We start from the raw sequence: 24,073 nt of genomic DNA, 5'->3' as shown, positions 1-24,073 counted from the left end.
CGCGAAATCATCCCTTTCTACCTGCGCAAAGGCGACGTGGCACGTGTCGAGGAAGTTGACAACCGCGAGTCTGAAACGGCGTTCTGCCGGTCGCTACCGCTGTGCCGAGACCTCGACACGGTGCAGGTCATCGCCGACCTCGATCCGCCCGCCGAACTCAGTGGCGGCCAAAGCCCGCCACTGCTCCTCCTGGCCCGGCGCGACAGCGGGTACGTAATGGGTCATGATCAGGGTGCCCACGCCGGCGCGAGAGGCGGTTGCGGCGGCCTCCTGCACCGACGAGTGATAGTCGCACACGTCCTTGACCCGCTGCTGCGGGACATGCGTGAGAATGTCCTTGCGTATCACGGTGTGCACCAGTGCGTCTGCGCCAGAAGCTAATTGGTCGAGAGTGGCGCAGGGTACCGTGTCGCCCGCGAGCACCACGGACGCGCCGTCGAACTCGATCCGGAACCCGATCGTCGGTGCCACCGGTCGGTGATCGGTGGGAGCCACCCGGATCGCGACGCCGTCGCGGTCCCACACGGGCCCCTCGGTGTGCTCATGGACCTCGACCGGCGGCGGCGCGTTCAGGTCGGCATGGTGGGCGATGCGGTACCCGATGTCGTGGCCGAAGGCCTTGAGTGTCGCCTGCACCACTTCCGCGATTCCAGGCGGCCCGATGACCTGCAGTGGGGGCGGATCCGGGGCGAAGTTGGTCACCCAATTGGTGATGAGCACGTCGCCGAGTTCGGCGATGTGGTCGCTGTGCAGGTGGGTGATCAGCAGCGCCGACAAGCCGGCGGCGCCAACGCCGACCGCTGCCGCGCGCTGTAAGACCCCGCGCCCGCAGTCCACCAAAAAGACCTGGCCGCCCGCTCGCACCAGAGTGGCGGGTCCGGCGCGGTTGGGATCGGGGATGGGGCTTCCGGTTCCGAGCAGGGTGACTTCGATCATGGCCCCATCCTTACAAGACGAGTCGTGGTTATCAGCGCAATCCGCCGATTCGGGTACGTGTGACGCTGCCGTCAAGTTGACGTGCCGGTTTGGCCACCACCGACCGCGGGTTCGGCTGTTTGCTTTCCCGCCGCGCGAGTTAGTCGTAGCCTGTGTGAATCGGATCACAAGCGACGGGAGGCTTGCATGCGGATCGCGGACGTCCTGCGGAACAAGGGTGCGGCGGTGACCACGATCAACCCCGACGCGACCGTCCGGGAACTGCTCGCCGGCCTCGCCGAACAGAACATCGGCGCGATGGTGGTGATGGGCGATGAGGGCGTGGTCGGCATCGTCTCGGAACGCGATGTTGTGCGCCAACTGCATGTGCACGGTCCCAGCGTGCTGTCGCGCCCTGTCTCCAAAATCATGACCAGCGCCGTGGCCACCTGTACGAAGGCCGACACGGTGGACAGCATCAGCGTGTTGATGACCGAGAACCGGGTGCGGCACGTGCCGGTGCTCGACGGCAGGAAGCTGATCGGCATCGTCAGCATCGGTGATGTGGTGAAGACGCGGATGGGTGAGCTCGAAGCCGAGCAGCAGCAGTTGCAGTCCTACATCACGCAGGGCTGACTTCGGATACGGCGGCGTTTCCGCTGCACTGGTCGTCGCGGCAGCAAGCGAAAACCGTACGAACGCACCGCGTCGCAGGCGAATGACGCGTTATCACATGATCTAGGTCGCACTCCATCGTAATCGGCTAGGAGCAGCACATGTCATTTGTCTCTGTCGTGCCGGATCAATTCAGTTCTGCTACAGCGATTTTGACTGATGTCGGGTCGGCGGTCAGCTGGGCCAACTCAGTCGCGGCGGTCCGACGACAACGCTGGTTGCCGCGGGCGCCGACGAAGTGTCGACGGCTGTCACCGCCCTTTTCGGCCGACACGCCGCTGCTTACCAAGCATTAGGCATCCAAGCGGCCGGCTTTCACGAGCAATTCGTTCGAAACCTCGTAGCGGCCGCGACTTCCTATGCCGGCGCCGAAGCTGCCACTGCCGCACCGCTGCAAACGCTGGGGGAGAACGTCCTCGCGGCGATCAATTCGCCGACTCAAGCCCTGCTGGGTCGCCCCGTGATAGGCAACGGCGCGGACGGCGCCCCGGGATCGGGCGCTGACGGCGGACCCGGCGGACTTCTGTACGGAAATGGCGGGAATGGGGGCTCCGCCTCTGCTCCGGGCCAGAGGGGCGGCAATGGTGGGGCCGCCGGACTCATCGGAAACGGTGGAGTAGGTGGCGCCGGCACGCTTGCAACGGCGCAGACCAGCGGTCCCGGTGGCAACGGCGGGGCCGGCGGTCTACTGTTCGGCAACGGCGGAGCGGGCGGGTCCGGCGGCATCTATTCGGACGGCGGCCGGGGTGGCGCCGGTGGTCTGCTGTTCGGTACCGGCGGCACGGGTGGCCCCGGCGGATTCGGGTTGGGCGGCACCGCCGGCAGCGGCGGCACGGGCGGACCGGGCGGGCTCTTTTTCGGCCGCGGCGGCGTCGGTGGCGCCGGCGGTCTGGGCGGGTCTGACACAGGCGGTACCGGCGGAGCCGGCGGCCCGGGTGGGCTGCTGTTCGGCAGCGGCGGCTCAGGTGGGGACGGCGGTCAGGGCGATGCCCGCGGTGGTGCCGGCGGCGTGGGCGGATCCGGCGGAGCCGGCTACTTCGGCGACGGGGGCAGCGGTGGATCGGGCGGAGCCAGCCTTGCCATCGGGGGTACCGGGGGCGCCGGAGGCGCCGCAGGTCTGCTGATGGGCGCCGGCGGTGCAGGTGGTGGCGGCGGCAGCGGTCTGTCAGCTACCGGCACCGGCGGCACCGGTGCGACCGGCGGCAGGTCAGGCTACCTGTTCGGCGACGGTGGCGCCGGCGGAGCGGGCGGGGATGGCGAACTCACAGGGGGCTCGGGAGGAGCCGGCGGTAAGGCTGCGGGGCTGATCGGCAGCGGGGGGAATGGCGGTTACGGCGGCACCGGCTCCGGGGGCGGCGGCGCCGGGGGGGCCGGCGGAGCCGGGGCATCGCTGATCGGCAATGGTGGCGGCGGCGGGTCCGGCGGATCGACGCAGACGAAGGCTGCGGGTAACGGCGGTGCGGGCGGCGACTCGGGGCTGATTGGAAGCGGCGGCACTGGTGGTTCCGGCGGAAACAGCATCGGCGGCACGAGCGGTGATGGCGGAAACGGTGGCAATGCCCAGCTGATCGGAAACGGCGGCAACGGCGGGAACATCGGATTGGGCTTGAATCTTGGGTTCAAGGCGGGGACCGGCGGGGCGGGCGGGCTGCTATTCGGAGAAATGGGGACGAACGGCTCGTAGCCGAACGAGGTGCTTGCCCAATCGCCCACCCTCCAGCCCCGCGAGCAGACGCGAAATCCGGTGGGAGCGATCGCTCCAGCGCGATTTCGCGTCTGCTCGCCGGAAGGCTCAGCGCCAAGCGTATTCCGCGCGCAACCGGGCGGCCACCACCTCGAAGGTCTCGCGCTCGAGGATCGCGCCCTCGCGGCGGATGCCTTCCTCGGGCACGTCGAGCACCCGGTCCAGTCGCACCCAGCTGGGCCTGCCTTCGTAATCCCAGTCACCCGGACCGATTGCGACCCAGTCCCGTTCGTCGGCGTGGCGTTCCTGGCTGGACAGCATGAGGCCGAGCAGCACGCTGCGGTCCCGGCCCACGACCAGCACCGGCCGGTCTTTGCCTCGGGACGGGTCGTCCTCGTAGACCACCCACGTCCACACGATCTCGCCGGGATCGGCCCGGCCGTCGAGGTCGGGGGCGTAGACCACCTTGCGGGCCCGCTGCGCCGTCGGGAAGCTCGTCTTGGTCACCGGTCGTCCGGCGGTGATCTCGGCGGGCGGAGCGGGCAAACCCATCGCCATGATGTTCGCGGTGATCTTCACCGCCTGCTGGATGGTCTTCAGCGTCTCCTGCGTGTTCTGCAGACGCTGAACCACCCTGGGAGCCTCGTTGACCAAGTTCTCCGCGAACCGCTGAAACGTCTTCCACTGTGACTTGCCGGACGACTTCTTACCCGGTGCCATGTTCGCAGCATAACTGCGTGATTGTGTCTCGGCTGTTCTGCCCGGATACGCTGGGCATACTCGCAAACCGCTCAACCAGGAGATTTCCCATCGCCAGTTTCGCCGACACGACGTTCACCCCGCCGGCGCAGATTCGGAACTTCTGCATCATCGCTCACATCGACCACGGCAAGTCGACGCTGGCCGACCGGATGCTGCAGCTGACCGGGGTGGTCGACGAGCGCTCGATGCGGGCCCAGTACCTGGACCGGATGGACATCGAGCGTGAGCGCGGCATCACCATCAAAGCGCAGAACGTCCGGTTGCCCTGGAAACTCGATGACACCGAGTACGTCCTGCATCTCATCGACACCCCCGGCCACGTCGACTTCACCTACGAGGTCTCCCGTGCTTTGGAAGCCTGCGAGGGTGCGGTGCTGCTGGTCGACGCCGCCCAGGGCATCGAAGCCCAGACGCTGGCCAACCTCTACCTGGCGCTGGATCGTGACCTGCACATCATTCCGGTTCTCAACAAGATCGACCTGCCGGCCGCCGACCCGGATCGCTATGCGGGTGAGATCGCGCACATCATCGGCTGCGAACCCGGCGAGGTGCTGCGGGTGTCCGGGAAAACCGGGGAAGGTGTCGCAGATCTCCTCGACCATGTGGTGCGCGAGGTACCGCCGCCGCAGGGCGACCCTGACGCCGCGACTCGCGCGATGATCTTCGACTCCGTCTACGACATCTACCGCGGCGTGGTCACCTATGTCCGGGTGGTCGACGGAAAGATCACGCCGCGCGAACGCATCGCCATGATGTCCACCGGTGCCACCCACGAACTGCTCGAGGTGGGCATCGTCTCGCCCGAACCGAAACCCAGCCAGGGACTCGGGGTCGGGGAGGTGGGCTATTTGATCACCGGGGTCAAGGACGTGCGCCAGTCCAAGGTCGGCGACACGGTCACGACGGCCCGCAACGGTGCCAAGGAAGCACTCACCGGCTACCGCGAACCCAAGCCGATGGTCTACTCGGGGCTCTATCCGGTCGACGGCTCGGACTACCCGAATCTGCGCGACGCTCTGGACAAGCTGCAATTGAACGACGCGGCGCTGACCTACGAACCAGAGACGTCGGTGGCGCTGGGCTTCGGCTTCCGGTGCGGCTTCCTGGGTCTGCTGCACATGGAGATCACCCGTGAGCGCCTCGAGCGCGAGTTCGACCTGGACCTGATCTCCACCTCACCGAACGTCGTCTACCGGGTCATCAGAGAAGATGACACCGAGATCGTGGTGACCAACCCGTCGGACTGGCCCGAGGGCAAGATCCGCACCGTCTACGAGCCCGTCGTCAAGACCACCATCATCGCGCCCAGCGAATTCATCGGCACGATCATGGAATTGAGCCAGTCACGCCGCGGCGAGCTCGGCGGTATGGACTATCTTTCGCCCGAGCGGGTCGAGCTGCGCTACACAATGCCGTTGGGGGAGATCATCTTCGACTTTTTCGACTCGCTGAAGTCGCGCACCCGGGGATATGCCAGCCTCGACTACGAGGAGGCCGGCGAACAGGAAGCCCAGCTGGTAAAGGTCGACATTCTGCTGCAGGGCGAGGCGGTGGACGCGTTCAGTGCGATCGTCCATAGGGATTCGGCGTTCGCCTACGGTAACAAGATGACGACCAAGCTCAAGGAACTCATTCCGCGACAGCAGTTCGAGGTGCCGGTACAGGCCGCGATCGGCTCGAAAATCATTGCGCGCGAAAACATTCGCGCGATCCGCAAGGACGTGTTGTCCAAGTGCTACGGCGGTGACATCACCCGCAAGCGCAAACTGCTGGAAAAGCAGAAGGAAGGCAAGAAACGGATGAAGACCATCGGGCGGGTCGACGTGCCGCAGGAAGCGTTCGTGGCCGCGTTGTCCACCGAGGCTCCAGGAGACAAGGGTAAGAAATAGCGATGATTTTCGCCGGCCTCGCGCGCATCGTCACCGTGTTGGGCGTCGGCGTGCTCGGAGCCGGGTGCGGCACCTCGATGGACGGCGCATCGGTGCGTACGTCGCCGCGCTCGAGTGCAACGACGTCGGCACTGGCTCAGATCATGCCTGACGATGCAGAGATCCGTGCCGTGGTGGGAAACGATCCGGGACAGAGCCCGGGCCTCCACGTGGGCGGTATCGAGGTGCTGCCGGACGGATTCCGCAGCAACGCCGACGCCTCACCGATCGACTGCATCGGCCCGACGTATAGCGGCCTGCGTGTGGTGTACGAGAAGGGACCGGTTCGCGAGGTCGCGATGCAGAATTACTGGAATTACGACCTCGGCGTGACGGCGTTGGGCTCGACGGTGGCCGCGGTACGACTGGCCTCGGCGGCCGATGCCCAGCGGCTGTTCACGTCATTCGTCGCGCAATGGCAGACCTGCGCGGGTACCACTGTCACCACGCACACCCTGGATTCCACCAAGATCGACTGGTTCGAGAGGATCACCGGCGTCGAGTCGCGCCGCGCGATGCTTTCGACCGTCATCGAATCATGGGATACGAATCAAACGCCGCCGACCCGGGTCGAGCGGGCGGTGGGTGTGGTCTCCGACGTAATCGTCGACGTCAACGTCACACTTGGACCGCGGATCCAAACCGGCAGCAGGGCAATTGATCTCGTCAAGCTGATGATGCGCAAGCTGGCCAGCACGAACTGATCCGGCGGGAGGGCGACACGATGCGTTTCCGCTGGGCCGCCGTCATCACCGCGGCCGCCGTGGTGGCCGCGGGATGCGCGGTCGACGGGACGGCGCGCCCCGCGCCGGGGCTCAAGCCCAAGCCGGTGATCGGGGAGGACATCAAGCAGGTGCTGCTTGACGGTGCCGTTCTGAACCGCATGCTCAATCAGCCCTTCAAGAGTGACGCCAACATTCCGCCGCGCTTCGGCGGGCCGGAAAAGTTGCAGTCTGGAACCGGTGACATCTCGCCGATCGAGTGCGCCGGTGTCACCATGATGACCGTCAAGAGTGCGTACGACTCCGCCAGAGTCGCCAACGTGGCACGTGAGACATGGTGGGCCGCAGGCAGTTCCGGGAAAGTGATCGACGTTTCCGAGGCGGTGGTCGCACTGCCCACCGCTGCCGACGCCGGCGCGTTGTTCGACCAGTTCGCCGAGCAGTGGAACAACTGTAAAGGCGCGACGGTGATGATTTCGGGCGGTGTGCTCAGCTACACCGACGAAGTGGCCGACGTGCGGGTCGACAGCTCGCTGCTTGCGGCAACGGTATACATGCAGGTCAACGGCGACTCCGGTGGCCGCCGGCCGGAGGCACGTGCCATTGGGATCCGGGTGAATTGCCTTATCGAGGTGGAGGTCTCGTTTTTCGGCGGGCAACTGCCGCCAGACTCGGGGACGGCGGACGTCAACTCGACCGCCACCGACATCGCGCGCGCGATGATGGACAGGGTGAGTGCGCGCAGCTGAACTCACACCGGAGCGTTGGCGGGCTGGAAGGCCCCGGAGCCGTCGGCCTCCTCCTCCGCCCTGATCACGTGCACCACCGCGTTGATCAACGCCAGGTGGGTAAACGCCTGCGGGAAGTTGCCCAGGTGCCGCCCGGTCCGCGGCTCGATCTCCTCGGCGTACAGGTGCAGCGGGCTGGCATAAGCTAGCAGCCGCTCGCACAGTCGCTTGGCGCGGGCCACCTCGCCGATCTCGACGAGCGCCGACACCAGCCAGAACGAGCAGATGGTGAACGTGCCTTCCTCACCGGACAGGCCGTCGTCGGTCTCATGGACCCGGTAGCGCAGCACCAGACCCTCTTCGGTGAGTTCGTCGGCGATGGCCAGCACGGTGGCGCGCACCCGCGGGTCGTCGGGTGGCAGGAACCGGGTCAGCACCACCAGCAGCAGCGACGCATCGAGTGCGTCGCTGCCGTAGCGCTGGGTGAACACGCCGCGGGAATCCACGCCGTGTTCGAGGATGTCGGCCTTGATCTCGTCGCCGATGGCGTGCCACTGCTGGGCGTAGCTCACCTCGCCCTGGCGTTCGGCCAGCTTCGCACCGCGGTCCAGGGCTACCCAGCACATCACCTTCGAGGAGGTGAAGTGCTGCGGTTCGCCGCGCACCTCCCATATTCCGCGGTCGGGCTCGCGCCAGTGCTTGACCGCCTCCTCCACCTGCTTCTTCAGCACCGGCCACAGCGTCTCGGGTACCTGTTCGCGAGACTTGGCGTGCAGATAAAAGGAGTCCAGCACCGAACCCCAGATGTCGTGCTGCACCTGGTCGTAGGCGCCGTTGCCGATCCGCACCGGGCGCGCCTGGTCGTAGCCGGACAGATGGTTCAGTTCCTCTTCGACCAGGCTGCGCTCGCCGCCCACGCCATACATCACCTGCAGCGGGTGGCGTTCGTTGCTGTTGGCGCCGGACACATCGGCGATGAAGGCGAAGAAGTCGTCGGCTTCGCGGTCCAGGCCCAGGGTGTAGAGCCCCCACAGTGCGAAGGTCGAGTCGCGAATCCAGGCGTAGCGGTAGTCCCAGTTACGTTCGCCGCGCGGCGTCTCGGGCAGCGACGTGGTGCTGGCCGCCAGCAGCGCCCCGGTGGGCGAATAAGTCAGCCCCTTCAGCGTCAGCGCGCTGCGCTGCAGGTAGGCCCGCCACGGGTGGTCGGGGAAGTTGCCGATGTTGATCCACTGCCGCCAGCACTCGGTGGTCTGCCACATCTTGTCGGCGGCGTCTTTATAGGTCTGCGGCGCCGGGTGCTTGGTCCAGCTCAGCGCGACGAACACGTCGTCGCCGTCTTTCATCCTGGTGCGGGCTCGCGCTTCGCGTCCCTCCAGCCCGATGTTGAGATTGGTGGTCAGTCTCAACGTCGGGTGGGCATCGGGATGCTTGCTGGCCCGGGCGATGGCTTCGCTGTAGGCATTGGCCGAGTATTCCCAGGTGGCGCCCTCACGGTGGTAGTCGAAGGCGGGCTCGCAGCTCATCATCAGTTCGACCGTGCCGCTGACGCAGCGCACCGTGCGCAGCAGGATGTGTTCGGCGTCCCAGTCCATCGGGGTGCGCCGATGGGTCCGGGAACGCCGTTCGATGTCGTGCCACGGTCCCATCACCAGGGCGTCGCGCACGATCAGCCAGCCGGTATGGGTCTGCCAGGTGGTCTCCATGATCAGGCTGCCGGGCAGGTAGCGGCGCGCCGAGGGCACCGAGACGCCGTAGGGGCCCAGTCGAAAGTGCCCTGCGCTGCGGTCCAGTATCGCGCCGAACACGCTGGGGGAGTCTGGCCGCGGCACGCACAGCCATTCCACCGAACCGGCCGGGGAGATCAGGCAGGTCGTCTCCCAGTCGGACAGGAAGGCGTAGTCGGCGATCGGCGGGAAGGGGTTGCGCGTCGGGGAGATGGACAGAAAGGGCGCGCCCGTCTCCGCAGCGACCGGCATCGCGGGGTCGAACGGTTGAACAGCGGTGCTCGTGTGGATCGTGGGGGACTCGTCGACCGACGGGGCCACTTCGTCGTCGGCTGAGCCGGCGTTGTCGTTGGCCGAATCAGTGGTATCGGCGTGCAGAACCATCCCGACATCATCGACCGTCGAACTGCTCTGCGTCCACCACCGCAACCGAGGTGTTACGTCGGCGCCAACCGCGCCGCGACGGCGCCGGGCGGCGCGAGAGGTACCCGGATACACCGGGCAGGCACACAGGAACACAGGCACATCCCAACCCCGCCTCGTTGGCGTCGGCAGTCACGACCAATAGGGTGGTCTCGGTGAACGGCTTTCTGAACTGGTGGGACGGCGTTGAGCTGTGGCTGTCCGGGCTGCCGTTCGTACTTCAGGCACTCGCGGTGATGCCGGTGGTTCTGGGCTTGGCATACGTGCTGGCGACGTTGCTCGACGCAGCGCTCGGCAAGGGAATCCAGCTTCTGCGCCGCGCTCGCCACTCCGATGAGAGTTCCGGATAACGACGATGCCGCGTTCTCACGTCACGCTCGTACTTGTCGCGCTGCTGACACTGGTCATCGTCACATGGCTCGCCACCCACTGATCGCCCGCCGAATTGCCGGTCGCGCGAACTCTGTTAGGCTTCGCCCCATGCAGGCAGCGGCCACCGCTTCGATGCGCCGGCTTTCGGCGCTCGGCCGCGTGCCTTTCGCCGTGGTGAGTTGCGCCGCGGTTGACGCACACTGTTGTCGCTGACTCCCCGACCCGTGCGCGGTCTGGTGTGGAGTTCGTGATCTCCGGCATTCACTGACTGACGCCTTCCGCAAACACGGGACCGCAACCCACACGTCCCGCACCGAAAGGTCCCCAATGTCGCAGAGCTTCTCCGGCATCGGCTGGCGTCAGCTGACCGCTCTTGTGCTGATCGCCGGTGTCGTTGGCGCCTGCAGCGGCGGTCCCAGCGACGTCGTGGGCGGTGGCGGACTCGCCGACGCGAAGTCCAGCATCACGCTGGTGGCCTATTCGGTTGCCGAACCTGGCTGGAGCAAGGTCATTCCGGCGTTCAACGGCTCCGACGAAGGCAAGGGCGTACAGGTCATCACCTCGTTCGGCGCGTCCGGTGACCAGTCGCGCGGGGTGGCCGAAGGCAAGCCGGCCGACCTGGTCAATTTCTCCGTCGAGCCCGACATCACCCGGCTGGTCAAGGCCGGCAAGGTCGCCAAGGATTGGGATACCGGCGCCACCAGAGGCATTCCGTTCGGTTCGGTGGTGACGCTGGTGGTGCGTAAGGGGAACCCGAAGAACATCCGCGACTGGGACGACCTGTTGCGGCCCGGCGTCGATGTGGTGACCCCCAGCCCGCTGAGCTCTGGTTCGGCGAAGTGGAATTTATTGGCCCCCTACGCCGTCAAAAGTGAGGGCGGCAGAAATGGCCAGGCCGGCATCGAGTTTGTCAATCGACTGGTGAGGGAACACGTGAAGTTGCGTCCAGGATCAGGTCGAGAGGCGACGGACGTTTTCGTCCAGGGCAGTGGAGATGTTCTGATCAGCTACGAGAATGAGGCCATCGCCGCCGAGCGGTCCGGTAAACCGGTCGAACACGTCACCCCACCGCAGACCTTCAAGATCGAGAACCCCATGGCGGTGCTGAGCACCAGCACCCACCTGGCTGCGGCCGTCGCATTCAAGAACTTCCAGTACACCGCGGCGGCGCAAACCATATGGGCGCGAGCCGGTTTCCGGCCGGTCGACCCCGCGGTGGCGGCGTCGTTCCGCGATCAGTTCCCGGTGGCGCTGAAACTGTGGACCATCGCCGACCTCGGCGGTTGGGGCACCGTCGATCCGCAACTGTTCGACAAAAACTCCGGCAGCATCACCAAGATCTACACGCAGGCCACCGGATGACCGTGACCACAACCCCGAATCCCGAGGCTATCCGACCGGAGCTCGAGCCGGCCGAGCCTGCCGCGCCGGTCAACGGACACGGTGGGCGCGCCGGCAGTACCTCGTTGCGTGTCGGCGTCGCGACGGTCTGGCTGTCGGTGATCGTGCTGCTGCCGCTGGCCGCCATCGTCTGGCAGGCCGCGGGGGGCGGGTGGGAGGCCTTCCGGCTGACGGTCACCTCGCACGCGGCGCTCGAGTCGTTCCGGGTGACGCTGACCATCTCCGCCGGTGTGACGCTGCTCAACACGGTCTTCGGCTTGCTGATCGCCTGGGTGCTGGTGCGGGACAACTTTTTCGGCAAGCGCATCGTCGACGCGGTGATCGACCTGCCTTTCGCACTGCCGACCATTGTCGCCAGCCTGGTGATGCTGGCCCTCTACGGCAACCACAGCCCGGTCGGACTGCATCTTCAGCACACCCAGTGGGGCGTCGGGATCGCGCTCGCGTTCGTCACGTTGCCGTTCGTGGTGCGCGCCGTCCAACCGGTGCTCCTGGAGATCGACAAGGAATCCGAGGAGGCGGCGGCATCGCTGGGAGCCAGCGGCCCGAAGATCTTCACCTCGGTGGTGCTGCCGGCGCTGTTGCCCGCGTTGCTCTCCGGCGCCGGCCTGGCATTTTCCCGCGCCATCGGTGAATTCGGTTCGGTGGTGCTGATCGGCGGCGCGGTGCCGGGCAGGACCGAAGTGTCCTCGCAATGGATCCGGACCCTGATCGAGAACGACGACCGTACCGGCGCTGCCGCGATATCCATTGTGCTGCTTTCTCTTTCATTCATCGTGTTGTTCATCCTGCGGATCATCGGTTCGTGGGCGGCCAAGCGGGAAGAGGTGTCCGCGTGAATTCGTCTCGGACGGTTCGTTACCTGCTCCGCTACACCGCGCTGGCCTACATCTCGGTGCTGCTGCTTGTCCCGCTGGTGCTGATCCTGTGGCGCACGTTCCGGCCCGGGCTGGGCCAGTTCTACGACTGGGTCAGCACCCCGGCAGCCGTTTCGGCACTGAATCTGTCGTTGCTGGTGGTGGCGATCGTGGTGCCGCTGAATGTGGTGTTCGGGATCCCCACGGCATTGGTACTCGCGCGCAACCGTTTTCGCGGCAAGGGCGTGCTGCAGGCGATTATCGACCTGCCGTTCGCGGTGTCGCCCGTCATCGTGGGTGTGGCGTTGATCGTGCTGTGGGGTGGCGCCGGCGCCCTGGGCTTTGTCGAGCGTGACCTCGGGTTCAAGATCATTTTCGGCCTGCCCGGCATCGTGCTGGCCAGCATCTTCGTCACCCTGCCCTTCGTGGTGCGCGAGGTCGAACCGGTGCTGCATGAACTGGGCACCGATCAGGAACAGGCCGCCGCAACGCTGGGTTCCGGTTGGTGGCAGACGTTCTGGCGGATCACGCTGCCGTCCATCCGGTGGGGCCTGACCTACGGCATCGTGCTGACCGTTGCGCGCACTCTCGGCGAGTACGGCGCGGTCATCATGGTGTCCTCGAACCTTCCCGGTCGGTCACAGACGCTGACGCTGTTGGTTTCGGACCGCTACAACCGCGGTGCCGAATATGGCGCGTACGCGTTGTCGACGTTGCTGATGGGGGTCGCGGTGTTGGTGCTGATCGTTCAAGTGGTGCTCGATGCCCGCCGGGCAAGAGCAAGCAGGTAGCCGGACAAGGAGATTCAACATGACCGACGCCGGGACGGGTCAGGGCAGCAACGCCATCGTCGTGCGGGACGCCTACAAGCATTACGGCGACTTCGTCGCTCTGGACCACGTGGACTTTGTCGTACCCACCGGATCGTTGACCGCGCTTTTGGGCCCCAGCGGCTCAGGCAAGTCGACGTTGTTGCGCACCATCGCCGGCCTCGACCAGCCCGACTCCGGCACCGTCACCATCAACGGCCGCGACGTCACCCGGGTGCCGCCGCAGCGCCGGGGCATCGGGTTCGTCTTCCAGCACTATGCGGCGTTCAAGCACCTGACCGTGCGCAACAACGTGGCTTACGGCTTGAAGATCCGCAAGCGGCCCAAGGCTGAGATCAATGAAAAGGTCGACCATCTGCTACAGGTGGTGGGACTCAGCGGCTTTCAGAACCGTTATCCCAACCAGCTGTCCGGCGGGCAGCGTCAGCGCATGGCGCTGGCCCGGGCGCTGGCCGTCGACCCGGAGGTGCTGCTGCTCGATGAGCCGTTCGGCGCCCTGGACGCCAAGGTCCGCGAAGATCTGAGGTCGTGGCTGCGGCGCCTGCATGACGAGGTGCACGTCACCACTGTGTTGGTCACCCACGACCAGGCCGAGGCGCTGGACGTGGCCGACAGGATCGCGGTGCTCAACCACGGCCGCATCGAGCAGATCGGTTCACCCACCGACGTCTACGACGCTCCCGAGAACGCGTTCGTCATGTCCTTCCTGGGCGCGGTGTCGGCGCTGAACGGCGCACTGGTCCGCCCGCACGACATCCGGGTAGGCCGCAATCCCGAGATGGCGATTGCCGGCGGTGACGGTACGGCCGAGTCGATCGGCGTCGTGCGCGCCACCGTCGACCGCGTCGTCACGCTCGGATTCGAGGTTCGGGTCGAATTGACCAGCGCCGCCTCCGGGGGCCCGTTCACTGCTCAGATCACCCGCGGCGACGCGGAGGCGCTGGCCCTGAAGGAGGGCGACGTGGTGTACGTGCGCGCCACCCGCGTGCCACCCATCAACGACGAGGTTCAAGCGGAGTCGACGCTCACCACAGCGTGAGTATCCGCTTCGGGCGTGGTTGCTCCGCTACTTGAGCTGGATTCGGATCTGGTGGCATCGCCGTCACGGGTGCGCGGGTACCCCGTCGCGCGCGCAACAGCGTTGCGGCCGTGCGTCATTGAGCCTGCGTTCTTGGCGGGGTCTACTCGCACTTTAGCTGCAGATCTGCAGTCTCCGCGGCCCTCAGGCCGCGAAGCGCTGCGCGGCGGCCTGATCGAAGCGGTCCAGCACCGTCTGGGCGACCAGCGGATGGGCGCCCAACGGCGCAGCCATGCCAACCCCTGCCTCGGTCGCGAAGCGTTCAACCCGGTCCGGTATCCGCCCGGGCGCAAGGAACCACGGCGCGATGATCACCCGCCGGGCGCCGCGCTCACGCAGCCGTTGCACGGACACGGCCAGCGACGGTTCCCGATGGGTGGCGAACGCGGTTGCGACTGCGGCCCAACGGGTTCCGGCTGCGAGCCGAGGTGCCACCTCGGCCGTCCGGGCGTTGGCGGCCGGTTTCGAAGATCCGATGGCAACCACCAGCACACCCACGGTGTCGTCGTCCCCGCGGACGCCGGCCTGCACGACGCGCTGACGTGTCACCGAGATCAGCCGGTCGTCTTCACCGAGGACAGCGGCCTGCCGAACCCGGTCGCTGACCGCGCAACCGGCGATCTGAGCGGGAATGTCGACGCGCGCGTGATAGGCATCGGCCAGCAGCAGGGGAGTGACCACTGCCTCGCCGGGACAGGCATTGAGCACCTCGACCAACCCCGGCGCATTGTGCTCGCAGAACGCGACGCGGATGTCGAGCCCCGGCCGCAACCGTGCCGCCTGGCGGGCGACGGCCCGGGCATTGGCCGCCGAACGAGGGTCCGCACTGCCGTGCGCGGTCAGAACGAGAGTCATGACGCGTGCAGACCACACTCGGTCTTGGCCATCCCCTGCCAACGTCCGCTGCGCGGATCGGCGCCCTCCACCGGCTTGGCCGTGCACGGCGCGCAGCCGATCGACGGATAACCCTCGTAGACAAGAGGATTGACCAGAACATCGTGCTCGTCGATGTAGTCCTGCATGTCCTGATCCGACCAGGCGGCAAGCGGGTTGATCTTCACCAGCTTGAAAGCCTCGTCGAAGCTGATCAGCGGGGCGTTGGCGCGGGTCGGCGCCTCGACCCGACGAATGCCCGTCACCCACGCCGAATAACCGCGCAACGCCTTGCCGAGCGGCACGACCTTGCGCAACCGGCAGCACTCGCCGGGATCACGGGCGAACAGGTCCTTGCCCATCAGCTTGTCCTGCTCGGCGACCGTGTGCTCCGGGGTGACGTTGACGACCCGGATGTCGTAGACGGATTCGATGGCATCACGGGTGCCGATGGTTTCGACGAAGTGGTAGCCGGTGTCCAGGAACATCACCGGCACGCCCGGTCGCACCTTGGCCGCCATATCCACCAACACCGCGTCCTGCATGTTGGAGGCCACCACGTAGTTGCACGTCGCCCAGCCACGCGGTCCGTTGACGCCGCCGAAATTGTCTTCGGTCCACTGCAGTAACTCGGTGGCGTCGGCGCCTGCCAGTTCCGCCGCGCCGCGGGCGGCCAATGCGCGCAAATCTGCCTCGGTTCGTTTGGTCGCCTCACTCATCGCAATTCGTCCTCGTCGGCCCGGATCGCCCACTGCGCGAAGCGTTCGCCCTGGTGCCGCTGCTTGAGGAAGTTGCGGGTCACCCGGTCGATGTAGTCGCCCAGCTCGTCGCTGGTGACCTTGTGCTGACGCAGTTTGCGGCCGAACCCGCTGTCCAGGCCGAGGCCGCCGCCCAGGTGCACCTGGAAACCCTCGACCGAGCCGCCGTTCCCGTCGTCGACCATCTGGCCCTTGAACCCGATGTCGGCGATCTGGATTCGCGCACACGAGTTGGGGCAGCCGTTGATGTTGACGGTAATCGGCACGTCCAGAAGGGAGTTGATGTCTTCCAGCCGGCTCTCCAGCTCCGGAACCAGAGACTGTGCACGCACCCGCGTTTCGGCGAACGACAACTTGCAGAATTCGATCCCACTGCAGGCCATGAGATTTCGCCGCCACTGCGACGGCTGCACTTGCAGGCCAAGGCTTTCCAGGCCGGCGACCGTCTGGTCGACCTTGTCGTCGGGTACGTCGAGCATGACCAGCTTCTGGTAGGGGGTGAAGCGGATCCGGTCGGAGCCGGCCTGCGCCGCCAGGTCGGCGACCGCGGTGAGGATGCTGCCGGACACCCGCCCGGCGATCGGGGCGGCCCCGATGGCGTTGAGTCCGTTCTTGAGTCGTTGCACACCGACGTGGTCGATCGGATGCGCGATCGGCGCGGGCGCCGGGCCGTCGATCAACGGGCGCTTGAGGTATTCGGTCTCGAGAACTTCACGAAACTTTTCGACACCCCAGTCCTTGACCAAGAACTTCAGCCGCGCCTTGGCCCGCAGCCGCCGGTAGCCGTAGTCGCGGAAGATGGACGTCACCGCCTCCCAGACCTCGGGCACTTCCTGCAGCGGAACCCAGACACCGAGCCGTTGGGCCAGCATCGGATTGGTGGACAGCCCGCCGCCGACCCAGAGATCCAGCCCCGGTCCGTGCTCGGGATGGTTGACGCCGATGAACGCGATGTCGTTGATCTCGTGCGCCACATCCTGCAGGCCCGAGATAGCGGTCTTGTACTTGCGGGGCAGGTCGGCGAAATCGGGCTTGCCGATGTAGCGGCGCACGATCTCATCGATGGCCCAGGTCGGGTCGATCACCTCGTCGAGCGACTCGCCGGCCAGCGGCGAGCCCAGCACCACGCGGGGGCAGTCGCCGCAGGCCTCGGTGGTCTGCAGCCCCACCTCGTCGAGGCGGCGCCAGATCTCGGGGACGTCCTCGACCTCGATCCAGTGGTACTGGATGTTCTCCCGGTCGGAGATGTCGGCGGTGTCGCGGGCGAACTCGGTCGAGATCTCGCCCAGAGTGCGCAGCGCGGCCGTCGAGATCGCTCCGCCGTCGCAACGCACCCGCAACATGAAGTACCGGGCCTCGAGCAGGTCGGTGTTGTCGTCGCCGGTGTAGGAGCCGTCGTAGCCCTGTTCGCGCTGGGTGTAGAGACCCCACCACCGGAAACGCCCGCGTAGGTCGCTCTTGTCGATGCTGTCGAATCCGCCCTTGGCGTAGACCTTCTCGATGCGTTCGCGCACCTCGAGTGGCGCGCCTTCCTTCTTCATCTCTTCGTTGGGGTTCAGCGGCTCGCGATTACCCAACGCCCACTGGCCCTCGTTGCGGGGCGCCTTAGCGGGGCGTGCAGTGGTCATGGGTCGGTTCTCCTTCGCGAACAATGCCGACCGCGGCGCGCGCATACACCGGTCCTTCCGGCGGCGCAGATCCGGTGGCCAGCTGGAGTTACAGGTGGGCTGGGTCTACGACATCAAGGCAGACAGCAACAGCTGCAAACGCGCTTGAGGTCGATATGCCGTCGCACCACCAGTGCTATCCGCAGGGTCGTGTCGGCGACGGTCACGGGTGCCATTCTGCCATGAATACCCACCAGCCTCGCCACCAGGTCAAATTTCTTCTCACAGTGATTAAAACTACGGGCCGAACCTGAGCGGTTCGGTAAATGAAACCGGGAACAAGCTGGGAAGACGCCCCTGGCGCGCGTCGTGCCAAGATTTGGCATGACTGCTCGCGAGTTTCCGGTAAAGCTGCCGCCGATCCAGACCACTGCCGGACGACCGTTCGGGCTCTACGTCCATGTCCCGTTCTGCATCACCCGGTGCGGTTACTGCGATTTCAACACCTACACCCCGGCCGAGCTGGGCGGTGTCAATCCCGACGCGTGGCTGAGCGCGCTGCGCACCGAACTCGAACGGGCCGCCGCACGGTTGGGCGGACCGACGGTGGACACCGTGTTCGTCGGCGGCGGTACTCCGTCGTTGCTCGGCGGAGCGCGCCTGACGACGTTGCTGGACATGGTGCGTGATCACTTCACGCTGGCACCGGGCGCCGAGATCACCACCGAAGCCAACCCCGAGTCGACGTGGCCGGAGTTCTTCGAGGCCATCCGGGAGGCCGGGTACACGCGGGTGTCGCTGGGCATGCAGTCGGTGGTGCCCCGGTTACTGGGTGTATTGGACCGGGTGCACACTCCCAACCGCTCGGCCGCCGCCGCCCGCGAGGCACTGGAGTTGGGCTTCGAGCACGTCAGCCTCGACCTCATCTACGGCACGCCCGGAGAGTCCGACGACGACCTGCTGCGCTCGGTGGATACGGCGGTCGAGACCGGCGTCGACCACGTATCGGCGTACGCGCTGGTGATCGAAGAGGGCACGGCGATGGCCCGGCGGGTGCGCAACGGTGAACTGGATCCCCCCGATGACGACGTGCTGGCGCACCGCTACGAGCTGGCCGACGAGCGCCTTTCGGCAGCGGGGCTGGGCTGGTACGAAGTGTCCAACTGGGCCCGTCCCGGCGGGGAGTGCCGGCACAATCTCGGCTACTGGGACCGCGGTGAATGGTGGGGTGCCGGACCGGGCGCGCACAGCTACGTCGGAGCCACCCGGTGGTGGAATGTCAAACATCCCAACACCTATGGCGCCAGACTTGCCGAAGGAGAACTACCGGTGGCCGGCTTCGAGGAGTTGGGCGCCGAGGCGCTGCACACCGAGGAGGTGCTGCTGCAGATCCGGCTGCGCCAGGGGCTGCCGCTGGCGCGGCTGGGTGCTGCCGAACGTCAACGCGCTGAGCAGGTGGTCGCCAACGGGTTGCTGGAGTCTGACGGCGACCACCTGGTCCTCAGCGACCGGGGCCGATTGCTGGCCGACGCGGTCGTGCGCACGCTGCTGGATTGACGCCCCTCAGACGCCGAACCACTGCTCGAAGACGCGCGCGATTTCGATGTAGAGCGGAATTCCGATGGTGACGTTGTAGGAGAACGTCAGGCCCAGCGACGCCGCCAACGGCAGGGTCGGGCTCGCTTCCGGGATCGCCAGGCGCTGTACCGCCGGCACGGCGATGTAGGAGGCGGCCCCGCACATGACCGCGAACAGCACGTAGGTGCCCGGCTTGAAGTCGGTGTGGGTGAGGGCGGCGTAACTGCAGGCGGCCGCGATCCCGATGGTCGCGAAGAGATTGGGCGCCAGCACGCCGAAGGCGATGAAGCCGATGCCCGCCGATCGCAGGTCCTTGAGTTTGCGCGACGCCGTCATCCCCATCTCCAGCAGGAACAGGCACAGGACCCCCTGGAAGGCCAGGACGAAGAACCTGTCGTCGTCGGCCACCACCTTCTGCCCCTGCAGGCCACTGATCAGCCCGATGACGATGCCGCCGATCAGCAGCACCAGGCCGGGGTTGAGGAAGACCTCCTGAAAGAGTTCCCGCGAAAAGATCGGCATCCGCTTGCCGCGCGGCGGGGGTGGCGTCTGGTCAGGCTCCCAGTCCGGGTGGTCCAGCTTCTCCATCGAGATTTCCCGCTCCAGCTCGATTGCGCGCTGGGCCGCTCGTTCGGTCTCCAGGTCCAGGCTCTGGCCGGGCGCCGGCTTGGCGGGGGTTCCTGGGCCGATCGCAGCCTTGACCGGTGGGGTGTAGCCGGCTTCGTGGGGCATGTAGCCCGCCGCATCCAGGCCGCGGTGTCGCAGGCGCGCCACCAGATACAGTGCGACCAGACAGCCCGGGATCTCCATCACCGCCAGCATGACCGGCATGTAGGCGTTGAACGCGATGTTGACGGCGGTCAGGACCGCGACGCAGGTGGCGAAGGTTCCTGCCGAGTCCGACCCGTAGTAGCCGGCGACGGTTGCCTTGTCGACGGCACGCATGCCGCTCAGCCTGCTCAGCAACAGATATGCCAGTCCGCCGATCAAGAAATTCAGCACGAAGCCGAGCACCATGAACCCGACGATGACGCCGATGCTGGAGGCGTTGATCTGGGCCAGTTCCTCGCCGCCGTGCCAGCCGATGGCCAGCAGCAGGTACATGGTGAGGCCTTGATAGATCACATAGGGAAACTCGAACCGCACCTTCAGAATCGGGATCAGGAAGCCGAAGTAGAAGAACAGCAGCAACGGCTTGAACAGGTTGTGCGTGAAGTTCTCCCAGAACTCATGCAGCATCGAGCACCTCCCGAGCGTCATGCGGCGATTCGAAGGAAGTACTGACCGTCCAGGCTATTTCAAGGCGACCACGTACATCCCAGATAACGCTGCGAATTTAGCCTGGGCCATCGGCCGGCCGCCACTCAGAATGTGCGTCTAACAGCCCTTTTGCAGGCAGTTTTCCCGGTGTTGCGATCGTTGCAACACCGACGTAACGGGCGGAAAGCAAAAGTGCGCAGGCTAAGGCGTTTTGTGCGGCTCGGTGTGCGTTAGGTACCAATTACCTGTTAATTCGCTGGGAGATTACGTGTCGCGTCAGCGCACAGAGGAAAGGCGGGACGACTTGACATCGACATCGACGTCGCGCTTGCGGTGCGTCACCGACAGCCATGCGGCAGGCGAGTAATGGGTCGTCGTCTCTTCGAAGCCATCGACGGTGCAGATCGTGAGCACCCCGGTCTCCTGATTGAACGACAGGTTCTCGACGTCGCCTTTGATCTCTTCACCGTCGGTCATCCGGATGACGAACATAGGGCAGTCCTTCCGTGTGGTGACGGATGCGGCGGGACTCGATCGAATCCCCCCACGGTTCCCGTTGTGATGCTATAAGCGCGCGGGGGTACCGGTTTGTCGCGACGGCAGACAGCGGGTGAACGGTGGGGAAACGTTAGTGCGTAGCGTTCATTGGCTGAAGCTCGCCCTGCGACCCAACTCCCGCCTTCTGCCTGCAGAAACAGGCCTTCGCCGGTCCGGTGGCGCCGGTTCCGGCAAGCGCTGGCCGGATATGAGACGGCTATTAATTCCCTATGAGTCTTTCTCGGCGCGCTGTACGCGCACGCTGCGGGGTGCGCATCTGGAAGTAGGTTAGGCTACATTTACTTGTGTGGCGGAGACCGGTGTAGAGACAACTCCAGTCAGTCCGGCATCGGTCTGCCCGGAGCCTCTGTCATTTCCCCTCCCTGCCGATGTCGAACCGGCTGATCTGGCGGCCGAATTGGCCGCGGCGCTGTTCGAACCGATCGGTGATGAGTATGTGCTGTACGAACACGACGGTCAGTGGTTGCTGGCCGGTGGCGTGCAGGCGATGGTGGAGCTCGACAGCGACGAGCTGCGGGTCATCCGGGACGGCGTGACGCGGCGGCAACATTGGTCGGGGCGCCCGGCCGCGGTTCTGGGTGAGGCGGTCGACCGCCTCTTGCTGGAGACCGACCAGGCCCTGGGCTGGGTGGCCTTCGAATTCGGTGTTTACCGGTACGGGCTGCACCGGCGGCTCGCGCCGCGAACACCGCTCGCCCGGATCTTCTGGCCCCGGTTGCGCATCGGGATCACCCGGGACGAGATTCGTCTTAGCGGCGCCGGAGCCCCTGAGCGCGAGGTGGTGCGGGAGTTGCTGAGCCACGGGTTGCGCACTGTGCGGGACTCCCGCGCGCTCGATCCATCGATCGACCTGTCCGGGTACCGCGAACGGGTGGCGAGGGCCGTCGGTGAGATTGTTGCGGGCAGTTATCACAAGGTGATCCTGTCCCGTTGCCTGGAAGTACCCTTCGCGCTGGACTTTCCCTCCACCTACCGGCTGGGGCGGCGGCACAACACCCCGGTACGGTCATTTCTGTTGCAGCTTGGCGGTATCCGCGCACTGGGTTACAGTCCGGAGCTCGTCGTGTCGGTCCGGGCCGACGGTTTGGTGGTCACCGAGCCGCTGGCCGGCACCCGCGCGCTGGGACGTGGTCCGGTGCCGGACCGGCAGGCTCGCGACGATCTGCAATCGAACTCCAAAGAGATTGTCGAGCACGCGATTTCGGTCCGCACCTCGCTGCAGGAAATGGCCGAGATCGCGGCTCCCGGCACGGCGGCCGTTACCGACTTCATGGCGGTGCGCGAGCGCGGGAGCGTTCAGCACCTCGGCTCGACGATCACCGGGCGGCTGGATCCGTCTTGTGACCGGATGGACGCGCTGGAGACGCTCTTCCCGGCAGTGACCGCGTCGGGAATTCCCAAAGCACAAGGCGTGGAGGCCATTCTGCGACTCGACGAGAGTCCGCGGGGCCTGTATTCCGGTGCGGTCGTGAAGTTTTCGGCGGATGGTGCACTCGATGCGGCATTGGCGTTGCGGGCCGCGTACGAACGCGACGGGCGAACCTGGCTGCGGGCCGGCGCCGGGGTCATCGAAGCCTCGGCGCCCGAGCGGGAATTCGAGGAGACCTGCGAGAAACTCTCGACGCTCGCGCCCTACCTGGTCGAGCACCGGCAATAGCCCCGCCCGGTCAACGCCGCGCCAGCGCCGCGACGATCTGCTTCTTGTCCACCTTGCCGACTGCGGTCATCGGCAGCGACGCCATCGAGACGAGCATGTCCGGCCGCGAGTGCGCGGCCAGGCCGCGGTCCTCCAGGAACCGGTTGAGTTCGGCCAGCTCGATTCGATCGCCGCGGAATACTACTGCGGCGCAGATCTTTTCGCCCAGAAACTGGTCGGGCAGCGCGACCGCCGCGGCCGACGCGATGTCGGGATGGGCCAGCAGGTGCTCCTGCACGTCGGCTGCCGATATCGTTTCTCCGCCACGATGGATCACGTCTTTGACCCGCCCGGTGACTTCGATGTAGCCGGCCAGCGGACCGTCGGCGAAGATGCGTACCCGGTCGCCCGTCCGGAAGAAGCCGTCGGGACTGAAGGCGCCGGCGTTGGCTTCGGTGGCACGGTAGTAGCCGTTGAAGGTGTACGGTCCGCGCACCAGCAGTTCGCCCTCTTCACCGGCGGCGACGTCGGTACCGGATTCGTCGACCACCCGCATCTCATCGTGTGGCGACAACGCGCGGCCCTGTGTGTTTTCCACGACGTCGTCCGGGTCATCGGGGAGGGTGTAGTTCAGCATGCCCTCTGCCATGCCGAAGACCTGCTGAAGTCCCGGTGTCAGTGCCTTCCGTAGGGAGCGGGCGTCCTCCGCGGACAACCGCGACCCTCCTACCTGCAGCAGTCGCAATGAGCGGGGTGGCAAGGGTTCCCATTCACACGCCTGTGCCCACAACGTGGCCAGCGAGTTGACCAGCGCGGTCACCGTGACCTGGTGCCGGTCGATGATCGCGAACGCCGACTCGGGGCTGGGGTCGCGGGTGAAGACGGCGGTGGCACCGGCGGTCATCGCCCCCAGCAGTCCCGGACAGGCCAGCGGGAAGTTATGTCCGGCCGGCAGGGCGACCAGATAGACGTCGTCGCGGGTGAGCCGGCACAGCCGTGCGCTGGCGAGCGCGTTGTACCCGTAGTCGTCGTGGGTCCGGGGGATGAGCTTGGGCAGTCCGGTCGTGCCGCCCGAGACCAACAGCAGGGCCGGAAGCCCAGGGTCGACGGCCGGTCGCGGTGGTGGCCGTCCGCCGTGGCCCGCATCGAAAGCGGCCAGCGCCGACCACGAGACGAAGCGCCCGGGATCACCGACCACCACCACATGCCGCAGGTGCGGGTGCTTGGCGACAAGGCGGCCCGCCATCTCCCGATAGTCGAAACCGCCTGTCCGATCAGGAATTATCAGGGCAACCGCCTGGCTGACCGCGGCGAAGCGACTCAGTTCGGCGATGCGGTGGCCCGGCAGGCACATCACCGGAACGGCACCGGCGCGCAGCAGTGCGAACAACGCAACGGCGAACTGGCAGCAGTTGGGCAGCTGCAGGAGCACGCGGTCTCCGGGGTTGATGCCGAGATCGGTCAGTGCTGTGGCGATCCGGTCAGCCTCGGCGTCCAGCTCGGCGAACGAGTACGTCCGCTCCCCGTCGATGATGGCGGGCCGTTGCGGCCACTGGGCCGCCGCATCCCCGAGGATCGAGTCAAGCGGGCGTCCGGTCCAGTAGCCGGCCCGTCGGTATGTCTGGGCACGATCGGCCGGAAACGGCACGAAACCTTCTTCGAGTCCATTCATCGAGTCGCACCTGCCCCCTGGCCGGCCTGGTA

At 66.2% G+C, this 24,073-nt stretch carries 22 protein-coding genes; 12 read left to right on the top strand and 10 right to left on the bottom strand.

Annotation, left to right across the window (positions count from 1 at the left end):
• Positions 1-93: 93 nt before the first annotated feature.
• Positions 94-936 (bottom strand): ribonuclease Z, encoded by an 843-nt coding sequence (locus ACX9NE_RS05915; RefSeq protein WP_459360730.1) that lies wholly within the window; start codon positions 934-936, stop codon positions 94-96.
• 186 nt (positions 937-1,122) lie between these two features.
• Between ACX9NE_RS05915 and ACX9NE_RS05910 the strand changes: the two genes are divergently transcribed.
• Complete coding sequence (locus ACX9NE_RS05910) at positions 1,123-1,551, top strand: CBS domain-containing protein (RefSeq protein WP_459360731.1); 429 nt, start codon at positions 1,123-1,125, stop codon at positions 1,549-1,551.
• A 217-nt stretch (positions 1,552-1,768) separates the two neighbouring features.
• Positions 1,769-3,274: a PE family protein gene (locus ACX9NE_RS05905; RefSeq protein ID WP_459370703.1), complete on the top strand. Its 1,506-nt coding sequence runs from the start codon at positions 1,769-1,771 to the stop codon at positions 3,272-3,274.
• Between the two features lie 108 nt (positions 3,275-3,382).
• Here ACX9NE_RS05905 and ACX9NE_RS05900 read toward each other — a convergent pair whose 3' ends face one another.
• On the bottom strand, positions 3,383-3,994 hold the full coding sequence (locus ACX9NE_RS05900; RefSeq protein WP_459360733.1) for a type II toxin-antitoxin system PemK/MazF family toxin: 612 nt from the start codon (positions 3,992-3,994) through the stop codon (positions 3,383-3,385).
• Here ACX9NE_RS05900 and lepA point away from each other — a divergent pair.
• From lepA to ACX9NE_RS05885, 3 genes are read left to right on the top strand one after another with little or no spacing between them, the layout of a single operon-like run.
• Positions 3,961-5,925 (top strand): translation elongation factor 4, encoded by a 1,965-nt coding sequence (gene lepA, locus ACX9NE_RS05895; protein ID WP_459360734.1) that lies wholly within the window; start codon positions 3,961-3,963, stop codon positions 5,923-5,925. The two genes, ACX9NE_RS05900 and lepA, sit on opposite strands and share 34 nt — an antisense overlap.
• Before the next feature lie 2 nt (positions 5,926-5,927).
• Positions 5,928-6,668 carry a sensor domain-containing protein gene (locus ACX9NE_RS05890; RefSeq protein ID WP_459360735.1) on the top strand — a complete coding sequence of 247 codons (741 nt, stop codon included), beginning with the start codon at positions 5,928-5,930 and terminating at the stop codon, positions 6,666-6,668.
• Between the two features lie 20 nt (positions 6,669-6,688).
• Positions 6,689-7,435 (top strand): sensor domain-containing protein, encoded by a 747-nt coding sequence (locus ACX9NE_RS05885; protein WP_459360736.1) that lies wholly within the window; start codon positions 6,689-6,691, stop codon positions 7,433-7,435.
• A gap of 2 nt (positions 7,436-7,437) precedes the next feature.
• Here ACX9NE_RS05885 and ACX9NE_RS05880 read toward each other — a convergent pair whose 3' ends face one another.
• Entirely contained in the window at positions 7,438-9,390 is a 1,953-nt protein-coding gene (locus ACX9NE_RS05880; protein ID WP_459360865.1) for a glycoside hydrolase family 15 protein, read from the bottom strand.
• A 317-nt stretch (positions 9,391-9,707) separates the two neighbouring features.
• Here ACX9NE_RS05880 and ACX9NE_RS05875 point away from each other — a divergent pair, with 317 nt between their 5' ends.
• From ACX9NE_RS05875 to ACX9NE_RS05855, 5 genes are all read left to right on the top strand, one after another.
• A complete protein-coding gene (locus ACX9NE_RS05875; RefSeq protein ID WP_459360737.1) occupies positions 9,708-9,911 on the top strand; it encodes a hypothetical protein in 204 nt (67 codons plus the stop codon).
• Positions 9,912-10,260: 349 nt separating this feature from the next.
• A complete protein-coding gene (locus ACX9NE_RS05870; RefSeq protein ID WP_459360738.1) occupies positions 10,261-11,295 on the top strand; it encodes a sulfate ABC transporter substrate-binding protein in 1,035 nt (344 codons plus the stop codon).
• On the top strand, positions 11,292-12,173 hold the full coding sequence (gene cysT, locus ACX9NE_RS05865) for a sulfate ABC transporter permease subunit CysT (protein ID WP_459360739.1): 882 nt from the start codon (positions 11,292-11,294) through the stop codon (positions 12,171-12,173). Before ACX9NE_RS05870 ends, cysT begins: the two co-directional genes overlap by 4 nt.
• Complete coding sequence (gene cysW, locus ACX9NE_RS05860; RefSeq protein WP_459360740.1) at positions 12,170-12,982, top strand: sulfate ABC transporter permease subunit CysW; 813 nt, start codon at positions 12,170-12,172, stop codon at positions 12,980-12,982. The genes cysT and cysW overlap by 4 nt, the downstream gene beginning before the upstream one ends.
• Before the next feature lie 19 nt (positions 12,983-13,001).
• On the top strand, positions 13,002-14,060 hold the full coding sequence (locus ACX9NE_RS05855; RefSeq protein ID WP_459360741.1) for a sulfate/molybdate ABC transporter ATP-binding protein: 1,059 nt from the start codon (positions 13,002-13,004) through the stop codon (positions 14,058-14,060).
• Between the two features lie 183 nt (positions 14,061-14,243).
• Here the strand turns inward: ACX9NE_RS05855 and ACX9NE_RS05850 are convergent, their stop codons facing one another.
• From ACX9NE_RS05850 to ACX9NE_RS05835, 4 genes are all read right to left on the bottom strand, one after another.
• Positions 14,244-14,954: a sirohydrochlorin chelatase gene (locus ACX9NE_RS05850; RefSeq protein ID WP_459360742.1), complete on the bottom strand. Its 711-nt coding sequence runs from the start codon at positions 14,952-14,954 to the stop codon at positions 14,244-14,246.
• Entirely contained in the window at positions 14,951-15,691 is a 741-nt protein-coding gene (locus ACX9NE_RS05845; RefSeq protein ID WP_459360743.1) for a phosphoadenylyl-sulfate reductase, read from the bottom strand. The genes ACX9NE_RS05850 and ACX9NE_RS05845 overlap by 4 nt, the downstream gene beginning before the upstream one ends.
• The gene (locus ACX9NE_RS05840; protein ID WP_459360744.1) at positions 15,688-17,358 is read right to left on the bottom strand and encodes a nitrite/sulfite reductase; all 1,671 of its coding nucleotides are present in this window, start codon (positions 17,356-17,358) and stop codon (positions 15,688-15,690) included. The genes ACX9NE_RS05845 and ACX9NE_RS05840 overlap by 4 nt, the downstream gene beginning before the upstream one ends.
• Positions 17,359-17,471: 113 nt before the next feature.
• Positions 17,472-17,573 (bottom strand): Ms4527A family Cys-rich leader peptide, encoded by a 102-nt coding sequence (locus ACX9NE_RS05835; protein WP_459370698.1) that lies wholly within the window; start codon positions 17,571-17,573, stop codon positions 17,472-17,474.
• A 148-nt stretch (positions 17,574-17,721) separates the two neighbouring features.
• Between ACX9NE_RS05835 and hemW the strand changes: the two genes are divergently transcribed.
• The gene (hemW, locus tag ACX9NE_RS05830; protein ID WP_459360746.1) at positions 17,722-18,894 is read left to right on the top strand and encodes a radical SAM family heme chaperone HemW; all 1,173 of its coding nucleotides are present in this window, start codon (positions 17,722-17,724) and stop codon (positions 18,892-18,894) included.
• A 6-nt stretch (positions 18,895-18,900) separates the two neighbouring features.
• Here the strand turns inward: hemW and ACX9NE_RS05825 are convergent, their stop codons facing one another.
• The gene (locus ACX9NE_RS05825; protein WP_459360866.1) at positions 18,901-20,154 is read right to left on the bottom strand and encodes a sodium-dependent bicarbonate transport family permease; all 1,254 of its coding nucleotides are present in this window, start codon (positions 20,152-20,154) and stop codon (positions 18,901-18,903) included.
• Positions 20,155-20,451: 297 nt separating this feature from the next.
• Positions 20,452-20,667 (bottom strand): hypothetical protein, encoded by a 216-nt coding sequence (locus ACX9NE_RS05820; protein ID WP_459360747.1) that lies wholly within the window; start codon positions 20,665-20,667, stop codon positions 20,452-20,454.
• A 352-nt stretch (positions 20,668-21,019) separates the two neighbouring features.
• Between ACX9NE_RS05820 and ACX9NE_RS05815 the strand changes: the two genes are divergently transcribed.
• Positions 21,020-22,390 (top strand): salicylate synthase, encoded by a 1,371-nt coding sequence (locus tag ACX9NE_RS05815; RefSeq protein ID WP_459360748.1) that lies wholly within the window; start codon positions 21,020-21,022, stop codon positions 22,388-22,390.
• 10 nt (positions 22,391-22,400) lie between these two features.
• Here the strand turns inward: ACX9NE_RS05815 and ACX9NE_RS05810 are convergent, their stop codons facing one another.
• Entirely contained in the window at positions 22,401-24,041 is a 1,641-nt protein-coding gene (locus ACX9NE_RS05810) for a (2,3-dihydroxybenzoyl)adenylate synthase (RefSeq protein ID WP_459360749.1), read from the bottom strand.
• Positions 24,042-24,073: the final 32 nt, after the last annotated feature.

This window comes from Mycobacterium sp. ML4 (genome assembly GCF_054515735.1).
The sequence above is the reverse complement of the archived record's forward strand: the minus strand, read 5'-3'. Positions and strand labels throughout refer to the sequence as shown.

Bases quoted from the DNA above. Each gene is read 5' to 3' on its own strand.
- ACX9NE_RS05855 (WP_459360741.1), top strand. From the start codon at position 13,002: ATGACCGACGCCGGGACGGGTCAGGGCAGCAACGCCATCGTCGTGCGG.
- ACX9NE_RS05825 (WP_459360866.1), bottom strand. From the start codon at position 20,154: ATGCTGCATGAGTTCTGGGAGAACTTCACGCACAACCTGTTCAAGCCG.
- ACX9NE_RS05840 (WP_459360744.1), bottom strand. From the start codon at position 17,358: ATGACCACTGCACGCCCCGCTAAGGCGCCCCGCAACGAGGGCCAGTGG.
- ACX9NE_RS05880 (WP_459360865.1), bottom strand. From the start codon at position 9,390: ATGCCGGTCGCTGCGGAGACGGGCGCGCCCTTTCTGTCCATCTCCCCG.
- ACX9NE_RS05835 (WP_459370698.1), bottom strand. From the start codon at position 17,573: ATGGCACCCGTGACCGTCGCCGACACGACCCTGCGGATAGCACTGGTG.
- ACX9NE_RS05910 (WP_459360731.1), top strand. From the start codon at position 1,123: ATGCGGATCGCGGACGTCCTGCGGAACAAGGGTGCGGCGGTGACCACG.
- ACX9NE_RS05850 (WP_459360742.1), bottom strand. From the start codon at position 14,954: ATGACTCTCGTTCTGACCGCGCACGGCAGTGCGGACCCTCGTTCGGCG.
- ACX9NE_RS05890 (WP_459360735.1), top strand. From the start codon at position 5,928: ATGATTTTCGCCGGCCTCGCGCGCATCGTCACCGTGTTGGGCGTCGGC.
- ACX9NE_RS05845 (WP_459360743.1), bottom strand. From the start codon at position 15,691: ATGAGTGAGGCGACCAAACGAACCGAGGCAGATTTGCGCGCATTGGCC.
- ACX9NE_RS05820 (WP_459360747.1), bottom strand. From the start codon at position 20,667: ATGTTCGTCATCCGGATGACCGACGGTGAAGAGATCAAAGGCGACGTC.
- cysT (WP_459360739.1), top strand. From the start codon at position 11,292: ATGACCGTGACCACAACCCCGAATCCCGAGGCTATCCGACCGGAGCTC.
- ACX9NE_RS05915 (WP_459360730.1), bottom strand. From the start codon at position 936: ATGATCGAAGTCACCCTGCTCGGAACCGGAAGCCCCATCCCCGATCCC.
- ACX9NE_RS05885 (WP_459360736.1), top strand. From the start codon at position 6,689: ATGCGTTTCCGCTGGGCCGCCGTCATCACCGCGGCCGCCGTGGTGGCC.
- hemW (WP_459360746.1), top strand. From the start codon at position 17,722: ATGACTGCTCGCGAGTTTCCGGTAAAGCTGCCGCCGATCCAGACCACT.
- ACX9NE_RS05870 (WP_459360738.1), top strand. From the start codon at position 10,261: ATGTCGCAGAGCTTCTCCGGCATCGGCTGGCGTCAGCTGACCGCTCTT.
- ACX9NE_RS05900 (WP_459360733.1), bottom strand. From the start codon at position 3,994: ATGGCACCGGGTAAGAAGTCGTCCGGCAAGTCACAGTGGAAGACGTTT.
- ACX9NE_RS05810 (WP_459360749.1), bottom strand. From the start codon at position 24,041: ATGAATGGACTCGAAGAAGGTTTCGTGCCGTTTCCGGCCGATCGTGCC.